This is a genomic window from Maribacter sp. Asnod2-G09 (assembly GCF_045063795.1).
Lineage (GTDB): Bacteria > Bacteroidota > Bacteroidia > Flavobacteriales > Flavobacteriaceae > Maribacter.
Genome location: NZ_JBEFOA010000003.1, coordinates 52,597 through 65,457, shown reverse-complemented (window position 1 = coordinate 65,457; position 12,861 = coordinate 52,597). Strand labels below are relative to the sequence as shown.

The following is a 12,861-nucleotide window of genomic DNA, read 5'->3' as shown; positions in this document are numbered from 1 at the left end:
TAAACATTAAATTAACTATTACAATGGCAGGATTATTAGATTTATTAAATAGCCCAATGGGGCAACAATTAATTAGTGGAGTTGCAGGTCAAACAAACCAACCAGCAGATAAAACCGCAAATGTACTAAGTATGGCTATGCCACTTATTCTTGGTGCAATGAAAAAAAATGTATCTACTCCAGAAGGTGCTCAAGGGTTAATGAGCGCATTATCTAGTAATCATAATGGTGGTATCTTAGATAACTTAGGCGGTCTTTTTGGCGGCGGTGTTGATGATAGTGTAATGGCAGACGGTGCTGGTATTTTGGGTCATGTATTTGGAGACAAACAACCTCAAGTGGAAAGTGCCCTTAGTGCTAAATCTGGTATAGATGCAGGTTCAGTAGCTTCTATTTTGAAAATGGCCGCTCCTATAGTTATGGGAATGATCGGAAAGCAAACTGCACAAAGTAACGTAAGTGATGGTACAGGTATGAATGCACTTTTAGGTAGCATGCTAGGTGGGCAACCACAAGAAAACCAAAGCTTAATTACTACTTTGTTAGATGCAGATGGCGATGGTAGCATACTAGACGACGTTGCCGGCATGGTAATGGGTGGTAATAAAAGTAGTGGTGGAATCGGAGGTCTTTTAGGAGGTCTTTTCGGTAAATAAAAATTTAAAGATTCTATTTATATAACCCGCTTGCAACTGCAAGCGGGTTTTTTTGTATCTTATATATTATGAAAACGAAATACACCTCTTTTTTTATCATCCTCATTTTAAGCACAATTTCTTTACTTCTACTTAATTGTGGCGCATCAAAAGAACCTTTATCTATTTCGAATAATGAAGAACAGGCTTTTAATCAAGTACAAGGTGACACCATTACTATCTCAAGTGACAAAACTGAATATGAAATCATTATTATAGAACCAGGCTTTAATGTTTGGCTAAGTTCCGTTGCTAAACCAGAAGGATATTATTCTCAAAATTTTCTTGAAAATAGAAATTACATCATGGTTGTAGAATGGAATAACAGAGTTATGCAGCCATCTAGATTTGACCCCAATTTATATGAATTACGCATAGATTACTCAAATCAAATAGATTATGGGTATGAGGTTAATTACAAACTTTATAATTACTTCATCTATTTTCAAAGAAAATATAATCAACGTTTAGGTCCTTTTGTACCCCGTATTTAAAAAGTATATTTGCGGCATTCAACACATGTCATGCAAAAATTAAAAGAGCGTTGGGGCGTTACCAGCAATTTTCAATTAACAATTATTTTTATTGTTTTTTCCATTACCGGGTCATCTTCTGTCTTTGTGGCAAAACCTTTTTTAAATTTAATTGGCTTACAACAAGCTAATTTTCCAGATGCGTGGTGGGGAACAACAATGTATTGGATTTTACGAATTCTATTAATTTTCCCCTTTTATCAGATACTATTGGTAATATATGGCTGGTTATTTGGGCAATTCAAATTCTTTTGGGCTTTTGAGAAAAAGATGCTCAAAAGATTAGGACTTGGATTTCTGATCGGTTAATTTAATACTTCATTAACAGTTCTAGAGTACTCTTATTACTTAGATTTGTAGATATGCTTTTTCTAAAGGAAAGAATACTATATCCGGTTATTGCCATTTTTCTTTTGGCAGGATTATTAGGTCCTTATATTGTAAAAATTTCACATGCATTATATGAACATGAAGATTTACAATGTGTCTCTAAAGAATTACATATTCATGCAGTTGAGTTCGATTGCGAGTTCGAACATTATCAGTTAGCTTCATTATTTTACCCAGATTTTGTTTACCCAGATTTTATGGCAATGGTTTCTATCACCGAAGCTATTATAAATAATTACCACTTTTTAAGCAAATATCAGCAACTTCATTTTGTATTAAGAGGACCACCTACCTGTTAAGATTTCATTTCAAACACGGTAAAGTCTAAAAATCTTAATACAATTTTATATGAAAAATATTTATATAACGATGCTGTTCGCATTGTTTGCACAATTTGCATTCGCACAAAACACATTACAGGGTACTATTAATAGTAAAGATGACCAAACACCTTTAGAACAGGTCTCAATTTATTTTCCTCAATTAGAAAAAGGAACGGTTACAAATGCTGATGGTTATTATGAAATCAATAATTTGCCTTTAGGTAAATTTAAAATAGTAATTTCTTTTATAGGCTTTCAAACCTATTCACAAACTGTTGAAATTAATAGTACTAATACCCAACTATCTCTAGATTTAGCGCCAAGTGCTATAGAGATGGAAGAGGTAATTGTATCTACACCGTTTCACAAACTACAACGTGAAAACGTAATGAAGGTTGAAAGGACCAGCATTAAAGATTTAAAATCTACTGGCGCTATCAATCTCTCTGAAGGTATTACAACTATACCAGGTGTTGAAAGTGTATCTACAGGCGTTGGAATTGGCAAACCTGTTATACGTGGTCTAAGCTCTAATAGAGTACTTACGTATACCCAAGGTATTCGTTTAGAGAATCAACAATTTGGTGATGAACATGGCTTAGGTATAAGTGATGCAGGTATAGAAAGTGTAGAGGTTATAAAAGGGCCCGCATCTTTATTATACGGCTCAGATGCACTTGGCGGGGTATTATATTTGAATCCTGAAAAATTTGCAAATTCTAATGATATAGAAGGTGACCTTAATTTAAATTACTTTAGCAATACACAAGGTTATAATGGAAATGCTGGATTTAAGGCTTCTTCAGAAAAGGTAAAATTTCTACTTAGAGCTGGCGGTAGTTCTCATGTTGATTATAAAACTGGCAACGATGAAAGAGTAACTAACTCTAGATTCAATGAAAAAGATTTAAAAACAGGTTTAGCGTATCAATTATCGCATTTTAAAACAGAATTACGATACAATTACAATAATTCTGAATTAGGTATACCAGAAGAAATTGGCGAACAAACAACCAGCCGAACTGCTGTTGAACCGTTTCAAGACATTACCAGCCATATCATAAGTTCTAAATCTAATTTCTACTTTAACAATTCTAGTCTTCAAGCTATTATTGGATATACACGAAATGATAGAAAAGAATTCGAAGACCATCATCACGAAGAAGAAGAAGAAGAAGAAGAACATGAAGAAGAAGGCGCCGCATTAGATATGAAACTTGAAACCCTTAGTTATAATCTACAATATAATATGCCTAAAATAGGTGCAGTAGAGACTATAATAGGTTTACAGGGCATGAATCAAAAAAATAGCAATTACGGTGAAGAGATATTAATACCAGATGCTACGACAAATGATATCGGTCTATTAGCTACTTCTCACATTCATTTAAACAAAAGCGATTTTCAAATTGGCGTTCGCTATGATAGAAGAAGTATTGATGCTGAAGCATCAGGCACAGCAGGTGAAGAAGGCTTTATAGAAACTGTAGATAGAAGTTTCAATAGTTTTAATATTGCCGCAGGATATAAATTAGATGTTTCAAAAAATTTTATTGCCCGTTTAAATGTAGCCTCTGGCTTTAGAGCCCCTAACCTAGCTGAATTAACTTCTAACGGTTCACATGAAGGAACGAATAGATTTGAAGTAGGAAATGCCAATTTAAATAATGAAAGAAATATACAGACCGATTTGGCTTTTGAATTTTCAAATGAGCATTTTGAATTCTATGTCAACGGATTTTACAATTCCATTTCAGAATATATTTATTTAGAACCGAATGGAACGACCTTAGATGGTGATGCTGTTTTTTTATATCAACAACAAGATGCAAATCTTTATGGTGGTGAAGCAGGTATACATTATCACCCACACCCATTAGATTGGTTACATATGGAAAGTAATTTCTCTACCGTGACCGGAAAATTAAATAGTAATGGTAATCTTCCATTAATACCTGCTAATAATTGGGCAAATACCTTGCGATTCGAGTTTAATAAAATCAGTGAAAGCTTTAATAATGGATATGGGTTTCTAACCCTAAAATCTTATTTCGCACAGAATAAAGTAAGCGATTTTGAAACTTCATCTAAAGGCTATTCCCTTTTAAACTTAGGGTTAGGAGCCACAATAACTATTTCAAATCAACCTATCGATTTAAAGTTAAGTGCAAATAACATCTTAGATAAAGAATATATATCGCATCTATCGAGACTTAAAACTGATGGAATATCTAATATTGGAAGAAACATTAATTTAGGTATTAGTATACCTCTATAAACTTTTTTTCAACCTATAAAAGAGCTTGATACTGCATGCAGTTGATCAAGCTCTTTTTTTTATTATTCTTCTAATTGATACCAATCAACATCTGTTAAAACCGCTCTCCTACCCACTTTTTTTGGCGGATAATTGGTTACTAGATAATTAATGATAATAGTTTCGTTCTCACCTAAATCCCAAAGGTTTTGAGTTTCTTGCATCCACTTAATGGTAGATTTCCAGCGTTCCGCATTCATTCTATTTTGAATGACCAATTTAGAAGAATGGCAATTAGTACAGTTCTGAATAGTCTCTGTCATACCTGGTGCCTCTATAAATCCAGTACTTACATGAATTCCATTTTCTATTTTATCAAAGTCATCTTCAACTGATATTTCAACAATTTCCGTTTCTGGTTCGTTTCCTTTGAAAGCAGGTAGACTAGGATTTAAAATAAAGTATATCAAAGCAATACCTCCAATAGCCACAATAACACTTGCTAATATTATCTTTCTATACAGTCTTTGAAAATTTCGTTTCTGATTGTCATTATTTTGCTTTTTCATCTATGCGATTTTTACAGCTATTCTATGACAAGCATTATTTAAATATCCTTTGGGGTTCCATCCTGGTAATAACATTGGCTGGCCAGCACCATTAGTATCTGTAGCTTTTGCCCAAACCTCGTAATACCCTTCTTTAGGAAATGAAATTTCTGCAGAGAAATGTTGCCAAGCTAAACGGTTCGCAGGTTTTTCAATGGTACAGTTGTTCCATGTGGCACCAAAATCTATAGAATATTCCATTTTAGCAACTTCCAATTCACCAGCCCATGCATGCCCTCTAATATTCAATTTCTTTCCTTTTGATAGTGTAGCTCCAGACTTAGGATATGTAATTAAAGACTTAACCGGCATAGATTCTATGATACACATATCTTCATCTGCCACTTTCTCACCAGGAGCAACGGGTTTACATGGAACTCTATAAGCCGTACCCGTCATTTTAGTTCCATCATGAACTATATTTCTAATACTAATTCGCTTTAACCATTTTCCAGAAACCGAAGCTGGCCAACCACCAGCAATTACCCGTAACGGATAACCGTGGGCTAAAGGAATATCCTCTCCGTTCATTTTAAAGGCTAATATAGTTTCGTCTTGCAATGCCTTTGACATTGGTGCACCTCTAGAAATTGGTTCTTTTGTTGGGTCTCTACTTAAATGTACATCTGCAGCATGATAACCAAAGTAAACGGCATCGTCCTTAATACCTACATCTTCTAAAACATCTCGTAATCTAATACCTGTCCAGCTTGCACAATAAACGGCACCAATGGTCCATTGATTACCCTTCGCCGGTGGGTCAAATTCACTTCTACCATTACCACCACATTCAAGGGTTAATTGATAGGTGTGATGTTTAAATTTGGATTTGAGTTCTGCAAGGGAGTACTTTTTTTCTTGTTGGACAGATTCGCCATCTATGGTGAGCGTCCAGTTTTCAACATCAATTTCTTCAGGAATGAGTCCGTTATTTCTAATAAATATAGATTTGTTGGGTGTTACTTTATCATCTAAGAGATGTGCTTGAGCTTCTATATTCCAAGGTTTATCGTTTAAAACGACCATCCCTTTGTCCTTATTGAATAATTTGAATGGATCTGAATCTTGTAGGGCTACAGGAGTGTAACCAGCTGGCATTACATTTTTATAAACTATATCTACACCTAATAAGGCAGCTAGACCGCCTAAACTAGATTTTGCGACAAAATTTCTTCTCTTCAAAACTCAAGTTATTTGAGTTAAAGTTAAGGTATTTAATAAAATTAAAAGTAAGATTTAGACTTCTATTGTTTGTCCTTTTTTAGCAGCCTTAAAAACGTAAGTATATAACCACATAAGTGTAAATGATGGTATAATATCAAACCCTGGTATAATCTCTTCTAAGAAAGTAAATGCACCTGCAGCTTGCCCTACCTTACCTTTATACATTCTGGTCATGAGCCAACCAGCAAGGGGCGCCCAAACTATATCTGAAAATTCACCTACAAATGGTATAACAAAAGACAGCATACCTATACCGTCAAAAAGCAAGCCCATAAAAAGTTGCTTGTATTTTTTATCTTTTAAAATTGACATATTGAAAAATTAGTTATTCTAACTTAAGAATGCAACAAAGATGCCAAATTTTAAAAAATAAAAAGAGGATTTAAAACCTTCTAAGAAAGTTTTGCACTAATTAATTTCAAGAATTCATTTCTGGTTTCAATCTTTTCAAACTGACCTCTAAATCCTGATGTGGTAGTTACCGAATTTTGTTTCTGAACACCACGCATCATCATACACATGTGCGATGCTTCAATTACAACCGCAACACCTTTTGGTTTCAAGGTATTATTGATGCACTCTAATATATCGTGAGTTAGCCTTTCTTGCACCTGTAATCTTCTTGCAAAAACATCTACTACACGAGGTATTTTACTTAAGCCAACAATTTGACCATTAGGTATATATGCAATATGTGCTTTACCAAAAAATGGTAACATATGGTGTTCGCATAAAGAATACAATTCAATATCCTTTATAATAACCATATCATCATAATCTTCTTTGAACATTGCCCCTTCTAAAATCTCTACAGGATCTTGTTGATACCCTTGAGTTAAAAATAACATAGCTTTAGCTGCACGTTCTGGGGTTTTAACCAAACCTTCCCTTTCTACATCTTCGCCAATTTCTTCAATAATCGATGAATACCTGCTTTTAACTTCATCGGTAATTTCAAGATTGTACTCTTCTAAATTTCTATATGGGGACATAAATTATATTTGTGTTTAACCTAATTAAATTTAAGTTGAACAAATTTAGCATTTTCTTTTATCATCCAACATAAATATTTCATAAATAAATCTTGATCCATTTAATGCTGCATATTAGTAGTAAACGCAACTTAAAGAGAAATACTATTTTTAGCGTGCTCCTTTTTCATTAATTTTGAATTTCAGCATAATAATACACTAAACACAAACTTTCATATGATAAAAGCTTCTAACATTCATAAATATTACGGAGAATTAGAAGTTCTTAAAGGTGTTGATCTTCATATTAAAAAGGGCGAAATCGTTTCTATTGTTGGTGCCTCTGGTGCAGGAAAGACCACATTATTACAAATTCTTGGAACTTTAGATGTTCAATCGAACCGTAAGGATAGTACGCTACTTATCAATAATATAGAAACTACCAATCTTAATGATAAAGATTTAGCAAAATTTAGAAATGAACATATTGGTTTCATCTTTCAATTTCATCAATTGCTTCCAGAATTTACAGCCATTGAAAATGTATGCTTACCTGCATTCATAAAAAAGACGCCTAAAGCAGAAGCAGAAGCTAGAGCAAAAGAGTTATTAGAGTTCTTAGGTCTGTCGCATCGCTATAATCATAAGCCGTCTGAGTTATCTGGCGGAGAACAGCAACGCGTAGCAGTTGCCAGAGCCTTGATCAACAACCCATCGATAATCTTTGCTGATGAACCTAGTGGAAATTTAGATTCTGAAAGTGCCGATAATCTTCACAAGTTGTTTTTTGAATTGCGAGAAAAATTCGGACAAACCTTTGTTATCGTTACCCATAACAGCGAACTGGCAGAAATGGCAGACAGAAAACTAACCATGGTAGATGGTAAAATTGTAGATAAAGAAATCATTTTAGCATAAGGGAAAACAAATGCTAGAAGAACTTTTATTATTTGCAAAGAATCCGGTTTATGAACAGGATATTACAACTTCATTCTCGAACAAATTAAGAACTTTTTTTAAATTATTGCTTATAGCATTATGCATAAGTATTGTGCTATTGATAGTTGCCAGTTTAGCTGAAAATCTACTTCAACTTGAGATGGGCAAACATGCGATGGACGATTTGTTCGATAACTATTCAATAGCGCTTATTTTCTTTTTAGCTGTAGTGATTGCGCCATTTTTTGAAGAACTATTATTTAGAGGACCACTTGTGTTTTTCAAAGATGCTAATTATTTCAAAATAGTCTTTTATGCATTTACCATCGCTTTCGGCTTCATGCACATTAGTAATTTTGAACTGAGCACGCAAGTATTACTGTTTTCACCATTATTGGTCGCTCCGCAAATTGGTGTTGGTTTTCTATTAGGATTTATACGCGTTAAATTCGGACTAGTTTGGTCAATGGCACTGCATGCTTGTTACAATATGGTGCTGATAGTACCCATACTGATAATGCAAATTTTAGATATCCCCATTGAATGACAAAAAGTGAATTAAAAGTATTCTTAGACGAGAAGGTTATTCAGTATAATAATCCTGAATTCTTAGAAACAGATCCTATACAGATTCCACATCTTTTTACATCAAAAGAAGACATTGAAATAAGTGCTTTTTTAACCGCTACCATAGCTTGGGGAAACAGAAAAAGCATTATTAATAATTCGCATAAACTTATGGAAAGAATGGGGCAAAGTCCGTATGACTTTGTACTAAACCATGCCGATGAAAATCTTGAAAATTTAGCCGGATTCGTTCATAGAACTTTCAATGACATTGATCTTACCTATTTTATTCAGAGTCTTAAAAACATTTACACCAATCATAAGGGTTTAGAAGGTGTTTTTACAAAACATCAAGGCAAGGACAGCTTACAGCCCACAATTTCAGAATTCAAGAAAATATTTTTTGAATTACCGTATGAGCAACGTACCACAAAGCATGTTTCTGATCCATTAAAAGGTTCTGCCGCAAAAAGAATAAACATGTTTTTACGGTGGATGGTAAGAGACGCTTCTACCAATGTAGATTTCGGCATCTGGGAAAATATTAATCCCTCAAAATTATCCTGTCCATTAGACGTTCACTCTGGTAATGTAGCCCGAAAACTAGGACTTCTAAAACGGAAGCAAAATGATGCAAAAGCACTTGCAGAATTAGATAAAAACTTAAGAAAACTGGACCCATTGGATCCAGTTAAATATGATTTTGCCCTTTTCGGATTAGGAGTATTTGAAAAATTCTAATTCAGGTTTTCAAATTGTTGATCGGTCAATGTTTTCATAAAAGCGATTATTGCTTTCGATTCTACTTCAGTTAGCTTTAAAGAATCTGGCGGTAAGGTTTGATACGGTACATCTAAGCCCATACCTAATCCACCACCAACATTATAAAACTCTACCACTTCCTCTAAAGTTTTATATACACCGTTATGCATGTAAGGTCCTGTTAAATCAACATTACGTACCGTTGACGTTTTGAAGAAATGCTTCTTCTCCTCTACTTCGTATGGGTAATACTGACCCCAATCATCATCTAAAACAGGATTCTCAAAACTTGCATTTTTAGGAACCCCAAGATTCTCAAACTCACTCTCCATATATTTTGGAGGTACTGTACCGTTAAAAGCTGGTGGAAAATGGCAAGTTGCACATGCGGCTTTTCCCATAAAAAGATTAAAGCCGTCAACTTCCTCACTAGTCATGGTTTCTTCTAATCCGTTTATATTTCGGTCAAATTTAGAATCGAAACTAGAAAGACTTCTAATATAGGTAGCAATCGCATTTCTTGCATTCATATTGGTTATTTTACCATCGTAAAGCGAATCAAATTGAACTTTATAAACTGGCTGTTCTTTTATTTTTTCTTCCAATTGTTCTAAATCGATATGAAATTCGTTTTCATTATTGGTAACGCCGACAATTTGATCTTCTAGTCCGTCTGCCCTACCATCATAAAACAATGAACGCTGATATACCGCATAAGTTAGTGTGGGTGAATTGCGTTGTAATTCTTTTCCGTTAATACCGATTGCTTTTGTATGACCGTCGGTAAAAGCTTTTTCTTTAATATGGCAAGTAGCACAACTAATTGTACCAGTGCTAGACAACGCTTTATCATTAAACAATTGGCGCCCTAAAGCTATTCTTTCTTCTGTAATTTCAGGAGCTCTTTGCATCGAGAACATTTTCATATTAAAAAAGTTCTTTTCAAATAAACTGGTAGCATTCGGGTTTAATGAGCGAGAATCACTTAACTCAACATCCCAATCTTGAGCTGTTGTCATAGCTAATTCAAGCTGACGATTGGTATGATCTTTTATAAAAGAATAACGGTCAAATTCATCAAAATCACTTTTTTTCAATTCTGCAATGGCAGAAGCTATTTCTGCACTCCATTCTTCGAATAAATTTTTATCATAAAAAGCTTCCTTATAAATATCTAAAACCTTTTGTATCGATTCATAATTATAAATAGCCTCATTTAGAGAATTCGCTAACATAGGCGAATCAAAACCGGTAATGCCTTTTGTTGCGATATTTACAATAGCATCTCGAATCATTTTTAAATGATGTCGATCTCGCTGTGCAATTAAAATATGATTCTTTTTTATAAAAGGTATTCTAACCTTTAGGTATGTTAAAACGGAATTCAAATCTTTATTAGAAAAACCATCTTCAGCATATAAAAGTTCTTCTAAAACTTGAAAACTCTTTGGGTTTTGAATTTTAATATCTTGATGGTCATCTATTTCCACCTTTAATAAATTAGGTGCATTCATAGATACATAATTCTCATAATCGTAAGCTATAAGCATTGGCTCTACCCTTTTATACCATGCTCTACTTTTAAGAAAAAGCTCTTTATTTTTTAATAAAGAATTCAAGGTATCTATCTGTTGCATATAATGCGAAGTACTGTCAAGGGTAATAAAATAATAATCACGTATAGCATCATTAAACATTGATTGTTCGCTATTGGTAATCATTAATTTAGGTTTTGACTCCTCATGTTTACAGGATAGAAAAATACCCAGCATTAGTATCAAAATCCATTTATTATGAACTGCTCTCATGTTATTTATTGAAATTGTAATGAATAGAAAAGGTTCCCAATGAAGGGAACCTTTTTAAAAAAAATTATAAAGTAAATTATCTAGGCAAGCCTGTTAATTTAAAAAGAACAGAACCTTCTAAAGAAGCACTACCCTCACTAATAGCTGTTGGATCAACAAATTTAAGTCCGTCAGCCCTTACCGCAGTTTCAGGTGTAGTACTAAAATTCCATCCATGTACTTGAGCACCACCAATAAAGGTTGGTTCAGATGCACCAATGATATCAGTAACGTCGAATAACCCCGTAATTTCCCACATACTATCAGTATTTCCAATACCAACGCTAGATGCAAAAGTCTGGTTACACTCCATCACTTCAACAAAGCTACCTGTGTTTAAATCTAATTGCCATAATTTTGCGAATCCGGTAATATCGGCGTTTAAATCACTATAGCCATTTGGATCTTCTTGAACGTAAGCATAGTTTTCAGTAACCATAATATTATCAGGAGAATGCATACCGTCACCTTTACCACCTTCGATATCACCATCAACAACTACCGTAAGAACGGCATCAGCAATTGGGTCAGTATCATTTAATTCTAATTTATACACACGACCAAAACCAGTACCTCTTAAGTTAAGATCAGGGTTATCGCCACGAATTCTTCCCGTTGCATTAAAATATACTTCTCTTTGCGAGTCGGCAGAACCTCTTCTCCAATCTATATCTTCAATTCTTTGAAAACCAATTGCAGAAACATCAATAGCTTCTTGATTTAACTCATCGATAGTTCTTTCAGTAACTTCTACCCATTCTACGTCGTAAGCAACATCTTCAGACATTCCCATTTCAAATAGTTGTCCGCCTTCACCAGGTAAAGACTCTACAGGATTCTTTCCTCTTAAAACATATAATTTTCCACCGTAAAGATCACCTCTAGCAGCAACATACATTCCAAAATGAGCTTGTGGGTAAACATTATCGCTATGGTCATCTCCCATAAAAATAACAGTTTGCGAAGCGTATGCATCTTTACCGATTGCTACGGCATTTTCTGTAGACCATTCGCCTAAAGCAGGTAATCTTTCTACCTCTACTCTATCTTCTTTTGATCTAAAAGGATTTACCTTATAAACACCTTTAGCATTACCGCCCCATTCTCCACCAGAAAGATATAGAGGTCCGAAACCATGCTCTTCAACAGTTATTGCAGAACCAGAACACATAGCCGTAAATGCTGTAGCTGTTGAATTAACGATATAATCACCTTGTAATGGCTGAAGATCAGCGTTTAACATTATTCTCGCAATAGAATAATCTGCTTCTAAATTATTGATCAAAGCGTAGTTACCATCTTCAGTAGGAAAAAGTGCTGCACCATCCATATAAGAACCGTAAACAAATGTAGAATCAGACTCTAATATATCGGCAGAAGACATAATCATATTAAGGTCTGCAGATCCTGTAAATGCCCCTTTAAGCTCAAACAATTCATTCGGAGTTACAGAATTAGTTAATGGTATTGATTCTGCCAAAGTTAAATCTTGACCGTCAGCACCATCTTCTCCGTTAGTACCATCAGCGCCATCGACACCATCAATACCATTTGTTCCATTTGTACCATCAGCACCATCTTCGCCCTCACAGCTCATTACTGCAAATCCGAGGCAAGAAAAAAAAACAGCTTTTAATAGTAAATTTTTTGATTTTTTCATTATCAATATAGTTTTTAGGTTATGAATGCCAAAACTATATAGACAACCTTTTAAGAAGGTTCACTGAAAATTAGCAATTGATGAA

Annotated in this window: 14 protein-coding genes; 8 read left to right on the top strand and 6 right to left on the bottom strand. The window is 34.3% G+C overall.

The features are described 5' to 3' along the window. Window positions 1–23: 23 nt before the first annotated feature. From ACJJVT_RS04120 to ACJJVT_RS04100, 5 genes are all read left to right on the top strand, one after another. Window positions 24–656, top strand: coding sequence for a DUF937 domain-containing protein (locus ACJJVT_RS04120; protein ID WP_405396767.1), 633 nt, complete (start codon window positions 24–26; stop codon window positions 654–656). A gap of 68 nt (window positions 657–724) precedes the next feature. Further along, a complete protein-coding gene (locus tag ACJJVT_RS04115; protein ID WP_405396766.1) occupies window positions 725–1,189 on the top strand; it encodes a DUF6146 family protein in 465 nt (154 codons plus the stop codon). A 30-nt stretch (window positions 1,190–1,219) separates the two neighbouring features. Beyond that, the gene (locus tag ACJJVT_RS04110) at window positions 1,220–1,537 is read left to right on the top strand and encodes a DUF6787 family protein (protein ID WP_405396764.1); all 318 of its coding nucleotides are present in this window, start codon (window positions 1,220–1,222) and stop codon (window positions 1,535–1,537) included. A 53-nt stretch (window positions 1,538–1,590) separates the two neighbouring features. Beyond that, a complete protein-coding gene (locus tag ACJJVT_RS04105; protein WP_405396763.1) occupies window positions 1,591–1,917 on the top strand; it encodes a hypothetical protein in 327 nt (108 codons plus the stop codon). 49 nt (window positions 1,918–1,966) lie between these two features. Beyond that, entirely contained in the window at window positions 1,967–4,219 is a 2,253-nt protein-coding gene (locus ACJJVT_RS04100) for a TonB-dependent receptor (protein WP_405396760.1), read from the top strand. Window positions 4,220–4,281: 62 nt separating this feature from the next. Here ACJJVT_RS04100 and ACJJVT_RS04095 read toward each other — a convergent pair whose 3' ends face one another. From ACJJVT_RS04095 to folE, 4 genes are all read right to left on the bottom strand, one after another. Next, the gene (locus tag ACJJVT_RS04095; RefSeq protein ID WP_405396758.1) at window positions 4,282–4,767 is read right to left on the bottom strand and encodes a monoheme cytochrome C; all 486 of its coding nucleotides are present in this window, start codon (window positions 4,765–4,767) and stop codon (window positions 4,282–4,284) included. After that, a complete protein-coding gene (locus tag ACJJVT_RS04090) occupies window positions 4,768–5,988 on the bottom strand; it encodes a sulfite oxidase (RefSeq protein ID WP_405396756.1) in 1,221 nt (406 codons plus the stop codon). It abuts the gene before it with no gap. A gap of 54 nt (window positions 5,989–6,042) precedes the next feature. Beyond that, the gene (locus tag ACJJVT_RS04085) at window positions 6,043–6,342 is read right to left on the bottom strand and encodes a hypothetical protein (protein WP_405396753.1); all 300 of its coding nucleotides are present in this window, start codon (window positions 6,340–6,342) and stop codon (window positions 6,043–6,045) included. A gap of 80 nt (window positions 6,343–6,422) precedes the next feature. Then, a complete protein-coding gene (gene folE, locus ACJJVT_RS04080) occupies window positions 6,423–7,022 on the bottom strand; it encodes a GTP cyclohydrolase I FolE (RefSeq protein WP_324027597.1) in 600 nt (199 codons plus the stop codon). Between the two features lie 216 nt (window positions 7,023–7,238). Here folE and ACJJVT_RS04075 point away from each other — a divergent pair, with 216 nt between their 5' ends. The 3 genes from ACJJVT_RS04075 to ACJJVT_RS04065 are packed head-to-tail and all read left to right on the top strand — an operon-like array spanning window position 7,239 to window position 9,248. Next, window positions 7,239–7,919, top strand: a complete 681-nt coding sequence (locus ACJJVT_RS04075) for an ABC transporter ATP-binding protein (protein WP_133687456.1) — start codon at window positions 7,239–7,241, stop codon at window positions 7,917–7,919. 10 nt (window positions 7,920–7,929) lie between these two features. Beyond that, window positions 7,930–8,487: a CPBP family intramembrane glutamic endopeptidase gene (locus ACJJVT_RS04070; RefSeq protein ID WP_405396749.1), complete on the top strand. Its 558-nt coding sequence runs from the start codon at window positions 7,930–7,932 to the stop codon at window positions 8,485–8,487. Next, complete coding sequence (locus tag ACJJVT_RS04065; RefSeq protein WP_405396748.1) at window positions 8,484–9,248, top strand: TIGR02757 family protein; 765 nt, start codon at window positions 8,484–8,486, stop codon at window positions 9,246–9,248. The genes ACJJVT_RS04070 and ACJJVT_RS04065 overlap by 4 nt, the downstream gene beginning before the upstream one ends. Here ACJJVT_RS04065 and ACJJVT_RS04060 read toward each other — a convergent pair. Next, entirely contained in the window at window positions 9,245–11,077 is a 1,833-nt protein-coding gene (locus tag ACJJVT_RS04060; RefSeq protein WP_405396745.1) for a cytochrome-c peroxidase, read from the bottom strand. The two genes, ACJJVT_RS04065 and ACJJVT_RS04060, sit on opposite strands and share 4 nt — an antisense overlap. 76 nt (window positions 11,078–11,153) lie before the next feature. Continuing rightward, window positions 11,154–12,776 carry a phosphatase gene (locus ACJJVT_RS04055; protein WP_405396744.1) on the bottom strand — a complete coding sequence of 541 codons (1,623 nt, stop codon included), beginning with the start codon at window positions 12,774–12,776 and terminating at the stop codon, window positions 11,154–11,156. Window positions 12,777–12,861 lie beyond the last annotated feature (85 nt).